The 18,761-nt window shown below is 67.3% G+C and carries 17 protein-coding genes; 10 read left to right on the top strand and 7 right to left on the bottom strand.

All coding sequences use genetic code 11. The features are described from left to right. Nucleotides 1–103 precede the first annotated feature (103 nt). Nucleotides 104–1,474, bottom strand: coding sequence for an L-serine ammonia-lyase (locus ATO9_RS04605; RefSeq protein ID WP_043745963.1), 1,371 nt, complete (start codon nt 1,472–1,474; stop codon nt 104–106). Between the two features lie 303 nt (nt 1,475–1,777). Between ATO9_RS04605 and rpiA the strand changes: the two genes are divergently transcribed. The 6 genes from rpiA to ATO9_RS04575 all read left to right on the top strand — a co-directional run bounded on the left by rpiA (nt 1,778) and on the right by ATO9_RS04575 (nt 8,601). Then, on the top strand, nt 1,778–2,566 hold the full coding sequence (rpiA, locus tag ATO9_RS04600; RefSeq protein ID WP_043745961.1) for a ribose-5-phosphate isomerase RpiA: 789 nt from the start codon (nt 1,778–1,780) through the stop codon (nt 2,564–2,566). A 359-nt stretch (nt 2,567–2,925) separates the two neighbouring features. After that, nucleotides 2,926–4,287, top strand: coding sequence for a glutathione-disulfide reductase (gene gor / locus ATO9_RS04595; protein WP_043745950.1), 1,362 nt, complete (start codon nt 2,926–2,928; stop codon nt 4,285–4,287). 86 nt (nt 4,288–4,373) lie between these two features. Then, nucleotides 4,374–5,534, top strand: a complete 1,161-nt coding sequence (hflK, locus tag ATO9_RS04590) for an FtsH protease activity modulator HflK (protein ID WP_043745948.1) — start codon at nt 4,374–4,376, stop codon at nt 5,532–5,534. Nucleotides 5,535–5,536: 2 nt separating this feature from the next. Continuing rightward, entirely contained in the window at nt 5,537–6,601 is a 1,065-nt protein-coding gene (gene hflC, locus ATO9_RS04585) for a protease modulator HflC (RefSeq protein WP_043745945.1), read from the top strand. Continuing rightward, nucleotides 6,598–6,795 (top strand): DUF2065 domain-containing protein, encoded by a 198-nt coding sequence (locus tag ATO9_RS04580; protein WP_043745942.1) that lies wholly within the window; start codon nt 6,598–6,600, stop codon nt 6,793–6,795. The genes hflC and ATO9_RS04580 overlap by 4 nt, the downstream gene beginning before the upstream one ends. Nucleotides 6,796–7,245: 450 nt before the next feature. Then, nucleotides 7,246–8,601: a Do family serine endopeptidase gene (locus tag ATO9_RS04575; protein WP_238318677.1), complete on the top strand. Its 1,356-nt coding sequence runs from the start codon at nt 7,246–7,248 to the stop codon at nt 8,599–8,601. A gap of 112 nt (nt 8,602–8,713) precedes the next feature. Here ATO9_RS04575 and ATO9_RS04570 read toward each other — a convergent pair whose 3' ends face one another. Together ATO9_RS04570 and ATO9_RS04565 are read right to left on the bottom strand one after the other, a co-directional pair. After that, nucleotides 8,714–9,265: a peptidoglycan-binding domain-containing protein gene (locus tag ATO9_RS04570; protein WP_043745939.1), complete on the bottom strand. Its 552-nt coding sequence runs from the start codon at nt 9,263–9,265 to the stop codon at nt 8,714–8,716. A gap of 131 nt (nt 9,266–9,396) precedes the next feature. Further along, nucleotides 9,397–9,813, bottom strand: coding sequence for an OB-fold nucleic acid binding domain-containing protein (locus tag ATO9_RS04565; protein WP_043745936.1), 417 nt, complete (start codon nt 9,811–9,813; stop codon nt 9,397–9,399). Nucleotides 9,814–9,938: 125 nt separating this feature from the next. On the opposite strand from ATO9_RS04565, the gene ATO9_RS04560 reads away from it, so the two are divergent. Both ATO9_RS04560 and ATO9_RS04555 read left to right on the top strand, forming a co-directional pair. Beyond that, nucleotides 9,939–10,262: a 2Fe-2S iron-sulfur cluster-binding protein gene (locus ATO9_RS04560; protein ID WP_043745933.1), complete on the top strand. Its 324-nt coding sequence runs from the start codon at nt 9,939–9,941 to the stop codon at nt 10,260–10,262. Beyond that, nucleotides 10,262–11,074, top strand: coding sequence for a VCBS repeat-containing protein (locus ATO9_RS04555; RefSeq protein WP_202902107.1), 813 nt, complete (start codon nt 10,262–10,264; stop codon nt 11,072–11,074). Before ATO9_RS04560 ends, ATO9_RS04555 begins: the two co-directional genes overlap by 1 nt. A gap of 7 nt (nt 11,075–11,081) precedes the next feature. On the opposite strand, the gene ATO9_RS04550 is transcribed toward ATO9_RS04555, so the two are convergent. Then, nucleotides 11,082–12,080 (bottom strand): hypothetical protein, encoded by a 999-nt coding sequence (locus tag ATO9_RS04550; protein WP_043745930.1) that lies wholly within the window; start codon nt 12,078–12,080, stop codon nt 11,082–11,084. Between the two features lie 4 nt (nt 12,081–12,084). Further along, entirely contained in the window at nt 12,085–13,350 is a 1,266-nt protein-coding gene (purD, locus tag ATO9_RS04545; protein ID WP_043745927.1) for a phosphoribosylamine--glycine ligase, read from the bottom strand. Between the two features lie 517 nt (nt 13,351–13,867). Between purD and xseA the strand changes: the two genes are divergently transcribed. Continuing rightward, entirely contained in the window at nt 13,868–15,487 is a 1,620-nt protein-coding gene (xseA, locus tag ATO9_RS04535; RefSeq protein ID WP_043745922.1) for an exodeoxyribonuclease VII large subunit, read from the top strand. Nucleotides 15,488–15,528: 41 nt separating this feature from the next. On the opposite strand, the gene ATO9_RS04530 is transcribed toward xseA, so the two are convergent. Further along, nucleotides 15,529–15,945, bottom strand: a complete 417-nt coding sequence (locus tag ATO9_RS04530) for a hypothetical protein (RefSeq protein ID WP_043745919.1) — start codon at nt 15,943–15,945, stop codon at nt 15,529–15,531. A 107-nt stretch (nt 15,946–16,052) separates the two neighbouring features. Next, the gene (locus ATO9_RS04525; RefSeq protein WP_043745916.1) at nt 16,053–17,078 is read right to left on the bottom strand and encodes an alkane 1-monooxygenase; all 1,026 of its coding nucleotides are present in this window, start codon (nt 17,076–17,078) and stop codon (nt 16,053–16,055) included. 324 nt (nt 17,079–17,402) lie between these two features. Here ATO9_RS04525 and ftsY point away from each other — a divergent pair, with 324 nt between their 5' ends. After that, nucleotides 17,403–18,749 (top strand): signal recognition particle-docking protein FtsY, encoded by a 1,347-nt coding sequence (ftsY, locus tag ATO9_RS04520; RefSeq protein ID WP_043745913.1) that lies wholly within the window; start codon nt 17,403–17,405, stop codon nt 18,747–18,749. Nucleotides 18,750–18,761 lie beyond the last annotated feature (12 nt).

Below are 18,761 nucleotides of genomic sequence, written 5' to 3'. Positions count from 1 at the left end.
CCCGCGGCCCCGAGGCCCCCGGGCAATCGCCCGGGGGTCTTTTCATGTCCGGACGCGGTGTCCGGGCCTGATGCGACAGGCGACCCGCCTCAGCAAGCGGACCTCAGCAATTGGGCACGTTCACGGCCAGACCGCCCAGCGAGGTTTCCTTGTACTTCTCGTGCATGTCGCGCCCGGTCTGGCGCATCGTCTCGATCGCGGCATCGAGCGGCACGAAATGCGTGCCGTCGCCGCGCAGTGCCAGCGACGCGGCGCTGACCGCCTTGATCGCACCCAGCGAGTTGCGCTCGATGCAGGGCACCTGGACCAGACCCTTCACCGGGTCGCAGGTCATGCCGAGGTGATGTTCCAGCGCGATCTCGGCGGCGTTTTCTACCTGTTCTGGCGTGCCCCCCATCACGGCGCACAGCCCGGCGGCGGCCATGGCGGCGGCCGATCCGACCTCGGCCTGGCAGCCGGCCTCGGCGCCGCTGATCGAGGCGTTGAACTTGACCAGCCCGGCAATCGCCGCCGCGGTCAGCAGGAATTCCGGCACGCGGGTTTCCGTGGCCCCGGGCACATGGTCCAGCCAGTAGCGGATAACGGCCGGCACGACCCCCGCCGCGCCATTGGTGGGCGAGGTGACGACCTGACCGCCGGCGGCGTTCTCCTCGTTCACGGCCATGGCATAGGTGCCGATCCAGTCGTTCACGATATGCGGCGCGGCCATGTTGCGGCCGCGTTCCTCCAGCAGCTTTTCGTGGATCGCGGGGGCGCGGCGGCGCACGTTCAGCCCGCCGGGCAGGATGCCGGGCGTGGCCAGTCCACGATCCATGCAGTCGCGCATCACCTGCCAGATCCGCAGCGTGCCGGGCGTCAGGGCGCCGGTCTGGCGGGCGGCCTCGTTGCGGGATTTCATCTGGGCGATGGTCAGCCCCGACGCCTTCGCCATCTCCAGCATCTCGGCGGCGGATTTGAACGGGAAGGGGATCTCGGGACCCTCCGCCTCGGCCTTGCCGGATTCAAGCTCGGCTGCGGTCAGGACGAACCCGCCGCCGATGGAGTAATAGGTTTCGCGCTGGATCACGTCACCCTGCGCGTCGAGCGCCATCAGCTCCATCCCGTTGGCATGGCCGGGCAGGGGGCGGTCGTAATCGAAGATCAGGTCGGTTTCGGGATCGAATTGCAGCGGCGGCAAGCCTTCTGGCGACACGGTGCGGGTGCGGGCGATGGCCAAGAGCGTCGCTTCGGCGGCGTCGGCGTCGAACGTGTCGGGCAGGAACCCGGCCAGCCCCAGGATCACCGCACGGTCGGTGGCGTGTCCCTTGCCGGTGAAGGCCAGCGAACCATGCAGCGACGCGCGCAGGCCATGGGGTTTGAACGGCGCATGCCGCAGCATGTCGAGGAACCGCCCGGCCGCCACCATCGGTCCCATCGTGTGGGAGGATGAGGGGCCGACGCCGATCTTGAAGACATCGAAGACGGAGAGAAACATGAGGGGGCCTCGCAGGGGGGTCTTTGCGTGATCGTCGCCGCGCCGCGGCGCCGTGGCAATCCCGGATACGACGCAAGCGCGGACGGGAGCGGCGTTTGGCCTGCGGGCGGCGCTTTGTCGGGCCGTTTGGTGGGGTCGTTTCCGCGGCCCAGGGGACTGCTGCCCCCGCCATGCGATTGCGCGGGCGGCAGGGGCGCGGTTTTTCTGCCTGTCGGACAGGCGTGGGGCAATTGTCTCTCGCAACCTGAGCGGTCGCACCGTATAAGCCCGTAGGGACAATGAAAAAGCGCGCAGGAGAATACGATGTCCGGAGAGCTTTCGCCGATCGACAAGGCAAAATTCGTCGCCGCGAAACGGTCCGTCGACTATGTCGAGGACGGGATGCGCGTGGGTCTGGGCACCGGGTCGACCGCGGCCTGGATGGTGCGCTGCCTGGGCGAGCTGGTCCGCGAGGACGGGTTGAAGATCAAGGGCGTGCCGACCTCGACCCGCACCGCTGAACTGGCGCGCGAAGTGGGCATCGAGGTGATTTCGCTGGACGAGGCGAAATGGCTGGACCTGACGATCGACGGCGCCGACGAATTCGACGGGGACCTGTCGCTGATCAAGGGCGGCGGCGGCGCGCTGCTGCAGGAAAAGATCGTGGCCACGGCCAGCGATCAGATGATCGTGATCGCCGATATCGGCAAGGAGGTTGAGACGCTGGGCGCCTTCCCTCTGCCGGTGGAGCTGATCCCCTTCGGCTGGCAGACCACCCAGGCGCTGATCGAGGAGACGCTGATCTCCATGGATGTGCTGGGCCGCAATTCGACCCTGCGGATGAACGGGCCGCGCCCCTTCATCACCGATGAGGGGAACTATATCCTCGACCTGCACCTGAACCGGATCGGCGAACCGCGGCAACTGGCCATGGTGCTGAACCAGATGCCGGGCGTCGTGGAAAACGGTTTGTTCATCGACATTTGCGACAGCGTGATCGTCGGCTTCGGCGATGGCCGGGTCGAGGTGCGCGACATCAATGCCGGCACCGTCGAGGAAAGCCGCCTCGATTTCCTCGAAGACGACAACCTGTTCTCCGACCTGAGCGAATAAGACCTCTTGGGGATGCGCCAGGTGCGCGATGCGCCCTGGTGTCTGCACTGGGTGATGGACCGTCGCGGTTCAGGGGCTCTGCCCCTCGGCCTGCGGCCTCACCCCGGAGTATTTCCGGCAAGATGAAGCAGGGGACCTGCACCCCTTTTCACCTTGCGTGAAATACTCCGGGCTTCTCAAGGGCAGCGCCCTTGAGCGCCCTTGCGGCGTGAGCAAAATCAAATCCTGTGCGCCGCAGGCGCTCCGGTTTGCAACGTCGGTTGTCCGCCGCCCCGGCCGTGCCTATCTGGCCCTGAGTGGCTGGCCTTCCCCTGCCCGGTATGGGATAGGGGAGGCAACGGATTGATATGCGGGGTTCCATGAGCGATTTCGACTATGACCTGTTCGTGATTGGCGGCGGTTCGGGCGGTGTGCGCGCGGCACGCGTGGCCGCCGGCGATGCCGGTGCCAAGGTGGCAATTGCAGAGGAAAGCCGGTTCGGCGGCACCTGCGTCATCCGCGGCTGCGTGCCCAAGAAGCTGATGGTCTTTGCCAGCGAATACGGCGAGATGGTCGCCGATGCCCGCGCCTATGGCTGGGAGATGAGCGACGCGACCTTCGACTGGGACACGTTCCGCCCCAAGCTGGAGGCAGAGCTGGACCGCCTGGAAGGCATCTACCAGAACCTGCTGGACAATTCCGGTGTCGAACGTTTCGACCAGCGCGCCAGGGTCGCCGATGCGCATACGGTCGAACTGGCCGATGGCACCCGCAAGACGGCCAAGCATATCCTGGTCGCGACCGGCGGCTGGCCGGTCAAGCCCGAGATGGACAACGCCGATCTGGGCATCACCAGCAACGAGATCTTCCACCTCGACAAGCTGCCCAAGTCGATCCTGATCGTCGGCGGCGGCTATATCGCCTGCGAATTCGCCGGCGTCCTCAACGGGATGGGCGTGGAGGTCACGCAATATTACCGCGGCGCCCAGGTGCTGCGCGGCTTCGACGACGAGGCCCGCGGCCTGGTGGCAGAGGAAATGCGCAACCGTGGCGTCGACCTGCATTGCGGCACCAACCTGCTGGAGATGCGCAAGGAAGGCGACGGGATCTGGGTCAAGGCGACCAACGGCACCGAAAAAGTGTTCGACCAGGTTCTCTTTGCCACAGGCCGCAAGCCCAATACCGACGGGATGGGCCTGGAAGAGGCGGGCGTGGAGCTGGGCCGCAACGGCGAGATCATCGTCGATGAGTATTCCCAGACCGCCGTGCCCTCGATCTACGCGATCGGCGACGTGACCGACCGTGTGAACCTGACCCCCGTGGCGATCCGCGAGGGCATGGCCTTCGTGGAAACCGTGTTCAAGGGCAACCCGACCAAGCCCGATCACGACATGATCCCGACGGCGATCTTCACCCAGCCCGAAATGGGCACGGTGGGCCTGAGCGAGGAAGCGGCGCGCGACCAGGAACCGATCGAGGTCTATGTCGCCTCGTTCCGGCCGATGCAGACGCTGTTTGCCGGACGTGACGACCGCGTGCTGATGAAGCTGATCGTCAGCCAGGAAACCCGCAAGGTCCTGGGCTGTCACATCGTCGCGCCCCAGGCCGGAGAGATGATCCAGCTGGCCGGGATCGCGGTCAAGATGGGCGCGACCAAGGAAGATTTCGACCGGACCGTGGCAGTGCATCCGACCATGTCCGAAGAGATCGTGACGATGAAGGCGCCGACGCGAAAATCTTGATTTTTGCGCGCAGATACACAGGTAGAACGGTAATAGATAAGGTGGGTGCGGGTCACCGCGCCCCGGGATTGCAAGGAAGGACTGACATGGCTGGTAATTCGGGCGGCCCCTGGGGGGGCGGCGGAAATTCCGGCGGCGGGCGGCAGCAGCCGCCTTCCGGAGGAGGAGGCGGGGGCGGTCGGCGTCCCGACGGGGACAAACCGCAGATCCCGGATATCGACGACCTGATGCGCAAGGGCCAGGACCAGCTGCGCGTACTGATGGGCGGGCGCGGCAATGGCGGCGCCAATGGCTCTGGCGGTGGTGGCACCGGCGGGCCGGCCTTCGGGCGCGGCACCGTGATCGTGGGCCTGCTGATCGCCGTGGCGCTGTGGCTCGCGGCGAGCTTCTACACCGTGCGGCCGGAAGAACAATCGGTCGAGCTGTTCCTCGGGGATTATTCCTCGACCGGGCAGCCGGGCCTGAACTTCGCGCCGTGGCCCGTGGTCACCGCCGAGGTCATTCCCGTCACCCGCGAACAGACCGAAGAGATCGGTGTCGGCGGGCGCGGCGGGGAAGCCGGGCTGATGCTGACGGGCGACGAGAACATCGTCGATATCGATTTCCAGGTCGTCTGGAACATCAACGACCCCGCCAAGTACCTGTTCAACCTGCGTGATCCGCGCATGACCATCCGCGCCGTGTCGGAATCCGCCATGCGCGAGATCATCGCGCAATCGGAACTGGCGCCGATCCTCAACCGGGACCGGGGTGCCATTGCCGGGCGTCTGCGCGACATGATCCAGTCGACGCTGGACAGCTACGATTCCGGCATGAACGTGGTGCGTGTGAACTTCGACAAGGCCGACCCGCCGATGGAGGTGATCGACGCCTTCCGCGAAGTGCAGGCCGCCGAACAGGAACGCGAAACCCTGACCAACCAGGCCGATGCCTATGCCAACCGTGTCCTCGCCGGCGCGCGTGGTGAAGCGGCGCAGGTGCTGGAACAGGCCGAGGGCTACCGCGCCCGCGTGGTGAACGAGGCCGAAGGTGAGGCGTCGCGCTTCTCCGCCGTTCTCGAGGAATATTCCAAGGCGCCCGAGGTCACGCGCAAGCGTCTGTACCTGGAAACCATGGAAGAGGTGCTGGGCCGCGTCGACAAGATCATTCTCGACGAACAGCAGCAGGGCCAGGGCGTCGTGCCCTATCTGCCGCTGAACGAGCTGCGCCGCAATTCCGGCCAATCCAACTCGACCGGGGGGAATTGATCATGCGGAAATCTGCCATTCTTCTGCCAGTGATCGTGGTTCTGGCCCTTGTCGGCCTCAGCTCGATCTTCATCGTGGATGAACGCGAAAAGGCGCTGGTGCTGCAATTCGGCCGCGTCGTGGACGTGAAGGAAGAGCCCGGGCTCGCCTTCAAGGTGCCGCTGATCCAGGAGGTCGTGCGCTATGACGACCGCATCCTGTCGCGCGACATCGACCCTCTCGAGGTCACGCCGCTGGATGACCGCCGTCTGGTGGTCGACGCCTTCGCACGTTACCGGATCGTCGACGTGGAACAGTTCCGCCAGGCCGTCGGTGTCGGTGGCATCACCGCCGCGGAAAGCCGGCTGGATTCGATCCTGCGCTCGCAAACGCGGGAAATCCTCGGCTCCGTTGCCTCGAACGACATCCTGTCCACCGACCGGGCCGCGCTGATGCTGCGTATCCGCAACGGTGCGATTGGTGAGGCTGCCAACCTCGGGCTGGAAATCATCGACGTCCGGCTGAAGCGCACCGACCTTCCGCGTGAAAACCTGGACGCGACCTTTGCCCGGATGCGGGCGGAACGGGAACGCGAGGCCGCCGACGAGGTTGCCCGCGGTAACGAGGCCGCACAGCGTATCCGCGCCCAGGCCGACCGGACCCAGGTCGAGATCGTGTCGGACGCCAACCGCGAGGCCGAGATCATTCGCGGTCAGGCCGATGCCCGTCGGAACGCGATCTTCGCGCAAGCCTTTGGTGCCGATCCGGAATTCTTCGACTTCTACCGTTCGCTCGCCGCCTACCAGCGGTCGCTGCAATCGGGGAATTCGACGATGGTCCTGAACCCCGACAGCGAGTTCTTCACCTACCTGAAGAGCGACGGTGTCTCCTCAACCGGTCCGTCGGCGGCAACGCAATCTGCCGGCTCTGAGACGTCCGCGGCAGCCGAAGCCGCACCGGACGCCGCAGAGGAGCCCGCACCGGCTGAAGACACGGCCCCCGCGGCCGAGGAACCGGCCCAGGACGACGCGCCCGAAGCCGCCCCGGCGGACGAGGCGTCCAACAGCACGGCGCCGGCCACCGAATGATCGGAACGGCGCTTCTGGCTCTCGGGCTGGTACTGATCGTGGAGGGGCTGGCCTATGCGCTGGCCCCTTCGCTTATCGAGCGGATGCTTGAGATGCTCCGCCTCATGGCCGAGGATCAGCGCCGCGTGATCGGCCTGATCGCCATCACGGCCGGTGTCGTTCTGGTCTGGGCGGCCAAGATGCTGGGCGCCTGAGGGCTGGCCCGGCTCGACCGGCAAGGCGGGACGATTGTCCTTGCGCGTCAGGGATATCGCCCGGGGCGATGGCTTCGAGGCGGGGGTTACGCTTCTTAAACGATGACGCCCTAGCGTGCCGCGCAGGGTCCTGTTTTCAAGGGATTGGCCAAGCGCGTCACCGCTCCCTGCGGGGCATCGGCGGTATCACGTGACAATCACGGTCACTTGTCACTGCGCGATTGGCTTTGAGTTGCGGCCATGCGACCCTACATTGCATGACAGAGCGAGATGCCCCCGACAGCACGGGGTGCAGTGCATCACCTACCAAGAGGAGATACGGGAGTGACACATCAGGCAGTTTCCCGGGCCCAAGCCGCCACGCAATCGCGACAACCCGCGATTTCGGCGCGTGCCTTCTGGACCCTGACACTGGCGACGCTTCTGGTGCTGACCCAGGCCATTCAGGCCATGGCACGGCCCGAAAGCTTTGCCGACCTGGCCGACCGGTTCAGCCCGGCGGTCGTCAACATCACCACGGCCACCACGGTGGCGGGACGCGACGAAGGCTCGCCCATCGTCCCCGAAGGATCCCCGTTCGAGGATTTCTTCCGTGAATTCCAGGACCGCAACCGCGGTGAGCGCGCGCCGCGCCGCTCCTCCGCCCTGGGCTCCGGCTTCGTGATTTCCGAGGATGGCTTCATCGTCACCAACAACCACGTCATCGAAGGCGCGGACGAGATCACGATCGAGTTCTTCAACGGCGACGAACTGGACGCCGAACTGGTCGGCACCGACGAAAAGACCGACATCGCCCTGCTGAAGGTCGAAACCGATGAACCGTTGCCCTTCGTCAATTTCGGCGATAGCGACCTGGCCCGCGTTGGCGACTGGGTCGTGGCCATGGGCAACCCGCTGGGCCAGGGCTTCTCGGTCTCCGCGGGCATCGTGTCGGCGCGCAACCGGGCGCTTTCGGGCACCTATGACGACTACATCCAGACCGACGCCGCCATCAACCGCGGCAACTCCGGCGGTCCGCTCTTCAACCTCGACGGTGAGGTGATCGGCGTGAACACCGCGATCCTGTCGCCCAATGGCGGCTCCATCGGGATCGGCTTCTCCATGGCGTCAAACGTCGTGAAGGGCGTGGTCGACCAGCTGCAGCAATACGGTGAAACCCGCCGTGGCTGGCTGGGCGTGCGCATCCAGGACGTGACCGAGGACATGGCCGACGCCATGGGCCTGGCTTCGGCCAGCGGTGCGCTCGTGTCGGACGTGCCGGAAGGACCGGCGATGGATGCCGGCATGGAAGCGGGTGACGTCATCACCTCCTTCGATGGTGTCGAGGTCGAGGATACCCGCGGCCTGGTCCGCCAGGTGGGCAACACCCAGGTCGGCAAGACGGTCCGCGTGACCGTGATGCGCGACGGGGAAACCCAGACCCTGCGCGTCACCCTGGGCCGCCGCGAAGAGGCAGAGGCCGAAGCGGTCCCCGCCGCACAGCCGGGCGAATCCACCCCGATGGAGAAGGACCTGATGGGCATGTCGCTGTCGTCGGTCACGCCGGAACTGGCCGAACAGCTGGACATCGACCCCGATGCCGACGGCCTGATCGTGCGCGACGTGGACGAGATGTCGGAAGCCTATGAAAAAGGCCTGCGTGCCGGTGATCTGATCACCGAAGCCGGTCAGCAGAAACTGGAAACAATCGCCGACCTGGAAACCCGCGTGGAAGAAGCACGCGAGGCCGGTCGCAAGTCAATCCTGCTGCTGATCCGCCGCCAGGGCGAGCCGCGCTTCGTGGCCCTGCCGATCGCCGAAGAGTGATCGCGCCAGGTTCTGCGAAAAGCACCGGACTGCAAAGAGAACGGGGCCGCTGGAAACAGCGGCCCCTTTTTTCATGTGCGGTGATCGGGAAGGGGGGCGTAGACCCCGTGCCCTAGCCCTCGGCGGTCGGGTCGGTCGGCGTGTCCACCACGCTCAGCCCCAGCTTGCGGGCGGCCGCCAGCGACAGGATCCCGCTGTCCAGCCCCAGGGGCGCCTGGTACTTGCGCACGCCGCGGCGGGTGGGGCGGTCCATCTCGCCGTTGATCGCGCCGGAATAGAGCCCGCGGGCCTGTAGCGCCCGTTGCAGGGACGAGATCACGTCGGGCGTCAGCTCGGCCTCGCAGGGGGTGCGGAACCACAATTCCTTGCGTTCGGACACGATCGCCTGGCGGGTTTCGGTCTTGTAGATCGCCGGTGCCTCGACCGTGCCGTCGGCGCGGACCTGGGCGGGTTGCAGCATGACCTGTTCGGTGACGGTTTCCACGACGGCGGGCTGTGCCTCGCGGCCCCAGCAGGCGCCGGCGGGCGATCCGGGTGGCGGCGTGCCGCGCAGCTGGATCACGTCGGGTTCGCCGATGCCGGGCACGGGCAGGGCTGCTTCGCAGGCCGCAAGCAGGATCAACGCCACGGCGGCTGTCGGGGCGGACCATCTGGTCTGGGTCATGGCGGCGTGCCTTTGCTGCTCGTCGGTCTGATGCCGTTTGGCGGCATTCTACCCGCTTTTGCAGCGCCGCGGAAGCCTTGTGCGACGGGGGCTGTGACGAGGACGGGCGTGGGGCGGCGCCCCGGCCAGCCTCAGCCGGCGGGCATCCGGTCGCCCGGTCCGCCGGGGCGCAGCAGGTCGTCCAGCATGGGCGAGATATCCTCGACCCGTTCGGCGATGATATGGGTCACCTCGTTCTCGCGTTGCAGCCGCCCGGTGACCCGCAGCATCCGCCCCGAGATCACGGCGCGGCGGAATTGTTCATAGAGCTTGCGCCAGACGATCACGTTCACCACCCCGGTCTCGTCCTCCAGCGTGATGAAGATCACCCCCTTGGCGGTGCCCGGCCGCTGGCGCAGGATCACCAGCCCGGCCACGGCGACGCGCGCGCCCTGCGGCGGCCGGTCCAGCAGCGCGGCGGGCAGGCAGGCGGGCGGGCGCGGCCAGGGATAGGGATCGGGCCGGCGCGGATCGGGAAAGGGGGGCGGCGTGGTCGGATGCGGGCGCATGATGAGAACATATAGCGAACATATCGCTGCGTCACAATCCCCTGACAGCGCGGCTGTTCAAAGGGGCTGGAAGCGGAGGCCCGGCTTGGCTAGACACGGACGGAGCAAGTTTGAGGGAGAGCCTGATGGCGAAGATCACCTATATCGAGCATAACGGCACCGAACATGTCGTCGACGTGCCCAACGGCCTGACCGTCATGGAAGGCGCGCGCGACAATGGTATCCCGGGGATCGAGGCCGATTGCGGCGGCGCCTGCGCCTGTTCCACCTGCCATGTCTATGTCGACCCGGCCTGGATCGACAAGCTGCCCGAGCGCGAGGACATGGAAGAGGACATGCTCGATTTCGCCTACGAGCCCGACCCGACCCGGTCCCGCCTGACCTGCCAGCTGAAGGTCAGCGACGCGCTGGACGGGCTGGTCGTGCAGATGCCCGAAAAGCAGATCTGATGATCGAAGGGGCGCGGCGTCTGTCGTCTCGCCCGTCGCGACGGTCCGCCCGCCGCGCCTTGCGGGCCGCTGCCCGTGTGGCGGCCGTTGCGGGCGCCCTTTGGCCGGCCGTGCTCGCCATGGCGCAGGGGGGGCAGACCGACCCGATCATCCGCGCCCAATATGGCGAACCGACCGCCCGATACGCCCATGGCGTGCTGGGCGACGCGCTGGAATGGGGCACGCTGGAACTGTCCGTCGACACCTGCCCCGGCTGTGCCGCGCTGCGCCTGGCCAGGAGGGTGATCCGACTGCCTGAGACCCGCGTTTTCGAAGACCTCTCTCCCCGCATCGTCGAGATCGACGCCAGCGGCCGTCGCGCCGCGCTGGTGGTGGAAAGCGATCTGCGTCAGGGCGCGCGGATGGCGCTGTACGATGGCGGGGGGCTGATCGCCGCGACGCCGTTCATCGGGCAGTCCAACCGCTGGCTGGCCCCGATCGGGGCGGGCGACCTCGATGGCGACGGCGCGGTGGAGTTCGCCTATATCGACCGCCCCCACCTGGCCAAGACCCTGCGCATCTGGCGGTTCGAGGACGGCGCGCTGCGCGAGGTTGCCACGCTGCCCGGCCTGACCAACCATCGCATCGGCTGGGATCACATCCCCGGCGGGCTGCGCGATTGCGGCGCGGGGCCGGAGCTGATCGTGGCCTCGGGCGACTGGCGCGAGGTCCGGGCCATTGCCTGGTCGGACGGCACCTATCGCAGCCGCGCGCTTGGCCCCTATACCGACCCGTCGGACCTGGCCCGCGCGCTGGACTGCGCCTTTCCGTGACGGCGCCCTAGCGCCGCCGCGCCGCCAGGATCACCGGGGCCAGCGACACCGGCAGGGACGGCACCTTGCGCCACGGCGCGTTCTGCCAGGTCAGCATCGCCCCGAAGAGCAGCATGCCGATCAGCACGATCACGATCTCGAACCCGGCGCGCCCGCTGCCCGCCATCAGTGCGATCCCCATGCCGAGCGCGAAGAGCGCGGTGAGGATCCCGACGATGAACATCGCCACCCGCTGCCCACCAAGATAGCCCATATGCACCGGCAGGTCGGGGTTGATCACCGCAAGCTCGGACAGGATCGCGTCGGTCAGCAGGCCAAGGCCCCGCATGTCCGCGCCCTTGGTGGTGGTGCCGTTGCAGCCGATCCGGAACCGACCATGCAGGTGGATCAGCGTTGTTTCGCGGATCACGCTGCTGCGCAGGTGGGTCTGGCTCAGTCCGACCTCGGTCACCTGTGTCAGGTCCAGCGGCCCCTGCGGCCCGGTCAGCATGTTGCCCTGCACTTGCCAGGTCTTGGACCCGCTCAGCAGGGCGGGTTTGAAGGCGATGGCGAAGGGCTCTCCGGGGCGGTGCAGGAAACCGGTGGGGCCGGTTTCCTCGTCCCCGGGGGCTTCGACCTCGACCGCCAGGTCCACGTCGATCACGTCGGTGATGGTCACGCAACCGTCCGAGACGCGCCTGGGATCCTCCTCGCTGAGCACGAAGAAGACCGAGCGCAGCCGCTGCCCCTCCCGATCCTCGGCCAGCGCGGCGGCCAGGCCCGGCAGATCGGCGATGAAGGGCAGGCGGTCGCGGATCGCATCGACATCGCGGCCCGGGCCATCGGGGGCGTCCAGGTCGAACACGTCGAAGCCGCCCTCGACAGGGCGGGGCGCGCCGAACCGGGTGACGATCCGGGGCATCGCCGGGGACAGGAGCGCCGCCACCAGCGCGGAATTCGCGGACAGGTAGCGCGAGGTCGTGTTCTCGGGCGTGATGCTCGACGTGCCGATCCAGACGCGCTGCATCGGATCAGCCCAGCACGCGCCAGCCGATATCGGAGCGGTGGAACCCTTCCGGCCAGTCGATCGCCTCGACCATGGCATAGGCGCGCTCGCGCGCCTGTTGCAGCGTATCGCCCCGCGCGGTGGCGTTCAGGACGCGGCCGCCATTGGCCAGGACCTTGCCGCCCTCGGCGCGGGTGCCGGCGTGGAAACAGACCTCCCACGAGGTGTCGACCAGGTCGTCCAGGCCACGGATTTCGGTCCCCTTGTCATAGCTGCCGGGATAGCCCTCGGCGGCCAGCACGACGGTCATCGCGTGATCGTCGGCCCAGTTGACGCGGGCCGTGTCCAACCGCTTTTCGGCGGCGGCATGGATCAGGTCGAAGGCCTGGGCCCCCAGCCGCAGCATCAGCACCTGGCATTCCGGGTCGCCGAAGCGGCAATTGTATTCCACCAGTCGCGCCTGGCCGTCCTTGATCATCAGCCCGGCATAGAGGACGCCTTCGTAAGGCGTGCCACGGGCGGCCATCTCGCGCAGGGTGGGGTAGATGATCTGCTCCATCACCTGGTCCTGCAACGCCTGGGTCAGCACGGGGGCGGGTGAATAGGCGCCCATGCCGCCGGTATTGGGGCCTTCGTCGCCGTCGAAGGCGCGCTTGTGATCCTGGGCCGTGCCGATGGGCAGGGCGTTCTCGCCGTCGCAGAGCACGAAGAACGACGCTTCCTCGCCCTCCATGAATTCCTCGATCACGACCTCCGCCCCGGCGGCGCCGAACTCACCGCCGAACATGTCGTCGATGGCGGCCAGCGCCTCGTCCTCGGTCATGGCGACGATGACACCCTTGCCGGCGGCCAGGCCATCGGCCTTGACCACGATGGGCGCGCCCTGCTGGTGGATGTAGTCACGGGCGGGCGCGGCCTCGGTGAAGCGTGCATAGGCGGCCGTGGGGGCGTTCGCGGCGTCGCAGATTTCCTTGGTGAAGGCCTTGGAGGCCTCGAGTTTCGCCGCCTCTTTCGACGGCCCGAAGACGAGGAACCCGGCGCGACGCAGATCATCGGCGACACCGGCGGCCAACGGCGCCTCGGGGCCGACGATGATGAAATCGATGGCATTTTCCTCGCAGAAGGTCGTGGTGGCCGCGCCGTCCTCGATGTCGATGGAGGCGCATTCCGCGATCTTCGCGATCCCCGCATTGCCCGGCGCGACGATCAGTTTGTCGCATTTCGGGTTCTGCATCACCGCCCAGGCAAGGGCATGTTCGCGGCCGCCGCCGCCGAGGATCAGGATGTTCATGAAGGGCCCCTTGCTCTGCTTGGCCGGTTTCTAGGGGCGGTCGGGGGCTTTGGCAATGGTTTGGGGGCGGGCGGGGCAAATGCTCGGTGCCCCGCCCGGAATCAAGCCGAAGGCCCCGTGCGAGCGATCGTTCATTGTCCGCCATCGGTCCGAGGACAATGGACGATGCCGCCCCCACAGGGCGGCGCTCCCCCGGCTTGGGCTTAGAAAGTCCCCAGCCAATAGCGCCAACCTATTGTCTGAAGGCGTCGTGATGAACGGTTCCTCTTCAGTCCCTGCACGGAATCAAGCCGTAGGCGCCGTGCAAGCGCCGTCCCGCCCCCACGGGGCGGCGCTATGGTGCAGGCACCGCCTAGCCCACTGCGAAGATGCAGATTGCACCATAAAAGCAGACCAGCGGACCGGTCAGGGCGCCACCCCGCGGGACGGCGCTCGCACGGTTTGGGGACGGACCGCCCCCTCTGGCCTCTCCTCCGCCCAACCCCTAGACTGCCCCCGAAGCAGACCGGAGACCCAGATGGACATGTTCGAGGACGAGCCCGCCGGCCCCGGCGGCAATGCACATGAATTCACCGTCTCGGAGCTGTCGGGCGCGGTCAAACGCACCATCGAGGGCGAGTTCGGCCATATCCGGGTCCGGGCCGAGGTCGGCAGGGTCGCGCGGCCCCGGTCTGGGCATCTCTATTTCGACCTGAAGGACGACCGCTCGGTTCTGGCGGCGGTCAGCTGGAAGGGCCAGGTCGCGCGGATGCAGGTCCAGCCCGAGGAAGGGATGGAGGTCATCGCCACCGGCCGCATGACCACCTTCCCGGGCCAGTCGAAATACCAGCTGATCGTTGAGAATGTCGAACCCGCGGGGGCCGGCGCGCTGATGGCGCTGCTGGAAAAGCGCAAGAAGATGCTGCAGGCCGAGGGACTGTTCGCCCCCGAACTCAAGCGCCCGCTGCCCTACCTGCCCCGGGTGATCGGGGTGGTCACTTCGCCCTCGGGCGCGGTGATCCGGGACATCCTGCACCGGCTGCGCGACCGGTTTCCGACCCATGTGCTGATCTGGCCCGTCGCCGTGCAGGGCCAGCAATGCGCGCCGCAGGTGGCCAAGGCCATCGAAGGCTTCAACCGCATCGCGCCGGGCGGCAAGGTGCCACGGCCCGACCTGCTGATCGTGGCGCGGGGCGGCGGCTCGATCGAGGACCTCTGGGGCTTCAACGAGGAAATCGTCGCCCGCGCCGCGGCGGCCAGTGACATTCCGCTTGTCTCGGCCGTGGGCCACGAAACCGACACCACGCTGATCGACTTCGTCTCGGACCGTCGCGCGCCCACGCCCACGGCGGCGGCGGAACTGGCCGTGCCGGTCCGGTCCGAACTGCTGGCCTGGGCTGCGGACATGCAGGCCCGGCTGATCCGGGGGCAGGCCTATGCGCTGACCTCGCGCCGGCAGCGCCTGACCGACCTGGCCCGCGCCCTGCCGCGCCCCGCAACCCTGACCGAGGGCGCGCGCCAGCGGCTGGACACCTGGTCGGACCGGCTGCCCAATGCGCTGATCCGGGGCGTCGGCCGCCGTCGCGTCGCCCTGTCCGAGGCTGGCGGTTCGCTGCGCCCCGCCACCCTGCGCGCCCGCATCGGGCAGGAGAGGGGGCGCCTGTCCGACCGGGCCGACCGCCTGCCGACCGCGCTGATCCGCAACACGACCCAGCATCGCCGCGCCCTGGAAAACTGGGGCGGACGCTTGCAACCGGCGCCGCTGCGGCGCGAGCTGGACCGCCGGGCAGAGGCGTTCGAGCGTCTTTCAACGCGCTTTGCCGAGGTCGCGGAGCGCGGGCTGACCGCCCGCCGCGACCGTCTCGAGGCGCTGGACCGGCTGCGCGAAACCCTGGGCTACCGCCAGACGCTGGCGCGCGGCTATGCCGTGGTGCGGGATGGCGAGGGCCGGGTGATGACCCGCCGCGCCGAGGCCGAAAAGGCCGACGCGCTGGCCATCGAATTCGCCGATGGCGTGCTGGGCGCTCCCTCCATGGGGACCACCGCGCCCGAACCGGCCGCCGCGCCCAAGGACAATCCGAAAGCCGCGCCCAAGCCGAAGAAATCCAAGGCGAAAGCGCCCAAGGACACCCCGCCCGAGCAGGGCAGCCTGTTCTGAAATCTCAAGGAATGCGCTGAAAGGCGCGGATCAGCCGGGGTTCAGACCCCAACCTCCGGGCCGAGGCAGGTCATCGGCTCGTCCGCCTGATCGACCTCGTAGAGCGTCGTCTGGTCCGGATCGCCCTGAAACTGCGCGACCAGCCCGCCAGGGCTGTCGTAGAAGGTCCAGCATTGCGGGCCGGGATCGATCGAGGATTCGTATTCGAAACAGATCATGCCGTTCTGTTCGTACCAGAACCCGTCGGCGCATTGCCCGTCCAGGAAGGACCAGCGCACGCGGCGATTGTCGAAATACTGCTCCACCCCGTAGGCCTGCCCCATGGAGCCGTAATAGAAGGTCTTGCCACGGGAATAGGCGTCGAATTCCTCGGCGGTCATCGGCGTTTCGGCCAGGGCCGGAAGGGCGGTCAGCGCCGCCAGGGCCAGCGCGGGCAGGGTGCGAAATATCTGAATCATGCCCGCAACTTGCCAGACCCGCAGGGCAGGGGCCACTGACAAAGCGGTGACGGCGGGGCGATCAGCGATGGCTTGCCTCTGCCGGGCGGGTGGGCCCGGCGAAATGCTCAGAAATAGCGCTGCCAGGGCAGGACGCGGGGATCCATCACCCGGCGCCAGCGGCGCGGGAACAGCGCCACCGTCGCCATGACCGGCAGGGACCGCGGCAGCATCGGCATCTTGTCCTGCTCGATCTGCAGGCCCGGATAGATGCGCCCAGGATGCATGTGGTGATCCGAATGGCGCGGCGCGTTCAGCATCATCGCCGCTGTCACCGCATGCGGCGCGTTCCAGCTGTGCTGCGGGCCGACAGGCTCCAGCTTGCCGTTTTCCTTCTCGCCGCGTTCCAGCCCGTAATGCTGCACGTAATCCGACAGCAGGATCTGCACCTGCGCCAGTCCCATCATGCCCAGCAGCACGCCCAGCCCCGGCAGACCGGCCAGCAGCAGCGACAGCACGACCATGCCGAGCGCGCCCAGCACGTAGCCCAGGTATGGATGGGCCAGCATTCCGCGCCCGGACCGGCGCAGGTCGTGGGTCTCGATCCGCATGCCTTCGCGGAACGACCCGATCCAGGCGCGCAGGAAGAAGCGGTAGAACCCTTCGCCCAGCTGCGCGGTATTGGGGTCATAGACGCTTGCCACGTAGACGTGGTGGATCTTGGGATGCGACGACGCGTGGTGGCCGAACATCATCGAAGTGTAGACGATCTTGCCCAGCTGCCGCGATTCCCGCCCCGTGCGGTGGATCAGCTCATGCGCATTGGGGTGCGAAACCTGGCCGAAATAGGTGCCATGGGCCAGGATCGCGGGCAGCACGTCCCAGCCTTCGGCGCAGCCGGTGCCGCCAAGATAGCGGATCGCGATCACCGCGAGGAACAGGTGGATCACGCCAAGCGCGATGGACAGGCCGTGGCCGGTCTTGAATTCCTGCGCCGCATCAAGGTTGCGCCAGCTGCGCGGAAGGATGTGGTCCAGCAATGCCGTGAAGACGGTCAGGTAGATCAGCGCGATCCACGCCCAATAGCCCCCCAGTGCCGATGACAGGATCAACAAAGGAACAGGCAACAGAGTTGCGATGACAAACCCTAGCATTCTCAGCTCTACCTCGTGTCGGCGTTAATTGCGCTCGTTACGTCCTATTTACACGATGCTATGTCGGCATGGATAGGGCAAATGAGCGGCAAACTCTTGTTTATAAGGGGTCCGCGCAACCTTAGCGAGAAACCCTGCAAAGACACGATACAGCCGATGGGTGAGTTTCAGGTAAAATACTCTGCCCGTCCCGACCCCTTGGTCCGATCCGCGTCCATTGCCTTCTGCCGGCCCGGCCCCCACCGGAGAGGCGACGGGAGGTCCCCCCTTTCCCTCGGCCATGCAAGGGATTAGGTGATAGGGGTCACAAGAGCCGGAGCGGACATGGCCTTTTTCTCCAAACTCAAGGATCGGTTGTTCAAATCCTCGTCCAAGCTGGAAGAGGGGCTGGATGCCATCGTCGAAGATGGCGGCGAAGCCGAACCCGACAGCCCGGAAAGCCCCGACAGTCCTGACCGGCCCGATCAGGCCCCGCCCGGCATTCCCGGCGACCAGCCCCGGGAAACCCCGCCTTCGGAACCGGCCGATCCGCCCGCGCCGGACGAAACCCCGGTCCCCACGCCGACCGAGGATCCGCAGCCCGATCTGCCGGATGTCGAACCCGACCCGGAACCGGCCACCCCGGAGTTGCCCGCCCCGGGCCCCGGAGAGGTGCCGCCGCCCGCGCCCGACATGATCCCGACGCCTGCCCCCGATCCCGAACCGACGCGGGAGCCGCAGCCGATCCCGATGCCCCCCGACGAAACCCCGCCCGAAGATGCCCCAAAAGAGGGCGGCGGGCTGATGTCGCGTCTGTTCGGACGCGGCGGTGGCGGTGCGGCGTCGAAACCGGTCGTGCGCCGGGTGCTGGACGACGACATGCTCGAACAGCTCGAGGAATTGCTGATCGCCTCGGATATGGGCGTCGATACCGCTTTGCGCGTCGCCTCCAACATGGCCGAGGGGCGGATGGGCCGCCGCCTGTCCACCGACGAGATCAAGGGCCTTCTGGCGCAGGAAGTCACCCGGATCATGGACCCGGTGGCCAAGCCGCTGCCGCTGTTTCCCAAGAAGCCGCAGGTCGTGCTGGTCGTCGGCGTCAACGGGTCAGGCAAGACCACGACCATCGGCAAGCTCGCCTCGCAGTTCCGCTCTGCCGGCAAGTCGGTCATCATCGCCGCGGGTGACACCTTCCGCGCCGCCGCCGTCGAACAGCTCGAGGTCTGGGGTCAGCGTGCCGGCGTTCCCGTGCTGAAGGCGGCCGAGGGGTCCGACCCCGCCGCGCTGGCCTACGACGCCATGACCAAGGCCGAGGCCGAGGGCGCCGACCTGCTGCTCATCGACACGGCGGGCCGGTTGCAGAACCGCGCCGACCTGATGGAGGAGCTGGCCAAGATCGTCCGCGTCATCCGCAAGAAGGACGACACCGCGCCGCACAATACCCTGCTGGTGCTGGATGCGACGACGGGGCAGAACGCGCTCAGCCAGGTCGACACGTTCCAGAAGATGGCCAATGTCACCGGCCTCGTGATGACCAAGCTCGACGGCACTGCCAAGGGCGGCGTGCTGGTCGCGCTGGCCGACAAGTTCGGCCTGCCGATCCACGCCATCGGGGTGGGCGAACAGATCGACGACCTCGCCCCCTTCGACCCCGAGGATTTCGCCCGCGCCCTGACCGGGGCCGACAGATGATGCATCCGCCCG

The organism is Pseudooceanicola atlanticus, assembly GCF_000768315.1.
GTDB classification, from domain to species: domain Bacteria; phylum Pseudomonadota; class Alphaproteobacteria; order Rhodobacterales; family Rhodobacteraceae; genus Pseudooceanicola; species Pseudooceanicola atlanticus.
The sequence above is the reverse complement of the archived record's forward strand: the minus strand, read 5'-3'. Positions and strand labels throughout refer to the sequence as shown.

Excerpts from the sequence above, each read along its gene's own strand:
- ATO9_RS04570 (WP_043745939.1), bottom strand. The coding sequence starts at position 9,265 with ATGACCCAGACCAGATGGTCCGCCCCGACAGCCGCCGTGGCGTTGATC.
- ATO9_RS04575 (WP_238318677.1), top strand. The coding sequence starts at position 7,246 with ATGGCACGGCCCGAAAGCTTTGCCGACCTGGCCGACCGGTTCAGCCCG.
- ATO9_RS04555 (WP_202902107.1), top strand. The coding sequence starts at position 10,262 with ATGATCGAAGGGGCGCGGCGTCTGTCGTCTCGCCCGTCGCGACGGTCC.
- ATO9_RS04550 (WP_043745930.1), bottom strand. The coding sequence starts at position 12,080 with ATGCAGCGCGTCTGGATCGGCACGTCGAGCATCACGCCCGAGAACACG.
- ATO9_RS04525 (WP_043745916.1), bottom strand. The coding sequence starts at position 17,078 with ATGCTAGGGTTTGTCATCGCAACTCTGTTGCCTGTTCCTTTGTTGATC.
- rpiA (WP_043745961.1), top strand. The coding sequence starts at position 1,778 with ATGTCCGGAGAGCTTTCGCCGATCGACAAGGCAAAATTCGTCGCCGCG.
- ATO9_RS04580 (WP_043745942.1), top strand. The coding sequence starts at position 6,598 with ATGATCGGAACGGCGCTTCTGGCTCTCGGGCTGGTACTGATCGTGGAG.
- ATO9_RS04605 (WP_043745963.1), bottom strand. The coding sequence starts at position 1,474 with ATGTTTCTCTCCGTCTTCGATGTCTTCAAGATCGGCGTCGGCCCCTCA.
- purD (WP_043745927.1), bottom strand. The coding sequence starts at position 13,350 with ATGAACATCCTGATCCTCGGCGGCGGCGGCCGCGAACATGCCCTTGCC.
- gor (WP_043745950.1), top strand. The coding sequence starts at position 2,926 with ATGAGCGATTTCGACTATGACCTGTTCGTGATTGGCGGCGGTTCGGGC.
- xseA (WP_043745922.1), top strand. The coding sequence starts at position 13,868 with ATGGACATGTTCGAGGACGAGCCCGCCGGCCCCGGCGGCAATGCACAT.
- ATO9_RS04530 (WP_043745919.1), bottom strand. The coding sequence starts at position 15,945 with ATGATTCAGATATTTCGCACCCTGCCCGCGCTGGCCCTGGCGGCGCTG.
- ATO9_RS04565 (WP_043745936.1), bottom strand. The coding sequence starts at position 9,813 with ATGCGCCCGCATCCGACCACGCCGCCCCCCTTTCCCGATCCGCGCCGG.
- ftsY (WP_043745913.1), top strand. The coding sequence starts at position 17,403 with ATGGCCTTTTTCTCCAAACTCAAGGATCGGTTGTTCAAATCCTCGTCC.
- ATO9_RS04560 (WP_043745933.1), top strand. The coding sequence starts at position 9,939 with ATGGCGAAGATCACCTATATCGAGCATAACGGCACCGAACATGTCGTC.
- hflK (WP_043745948.1), top strand. The coding sequence starts at position 4,374 with ATGGCTGGTAATTCGGGCGGCCCCTGGGGGGGCGGCGGAAATTCCGGC.
- hflC (WP_043745945.1), top strand. The coding sequence starts at position 5,537 with ATGCGGAAATCTGCCATTCTTCTGCCAGTGATCGTGGTTCTGGCCCTT.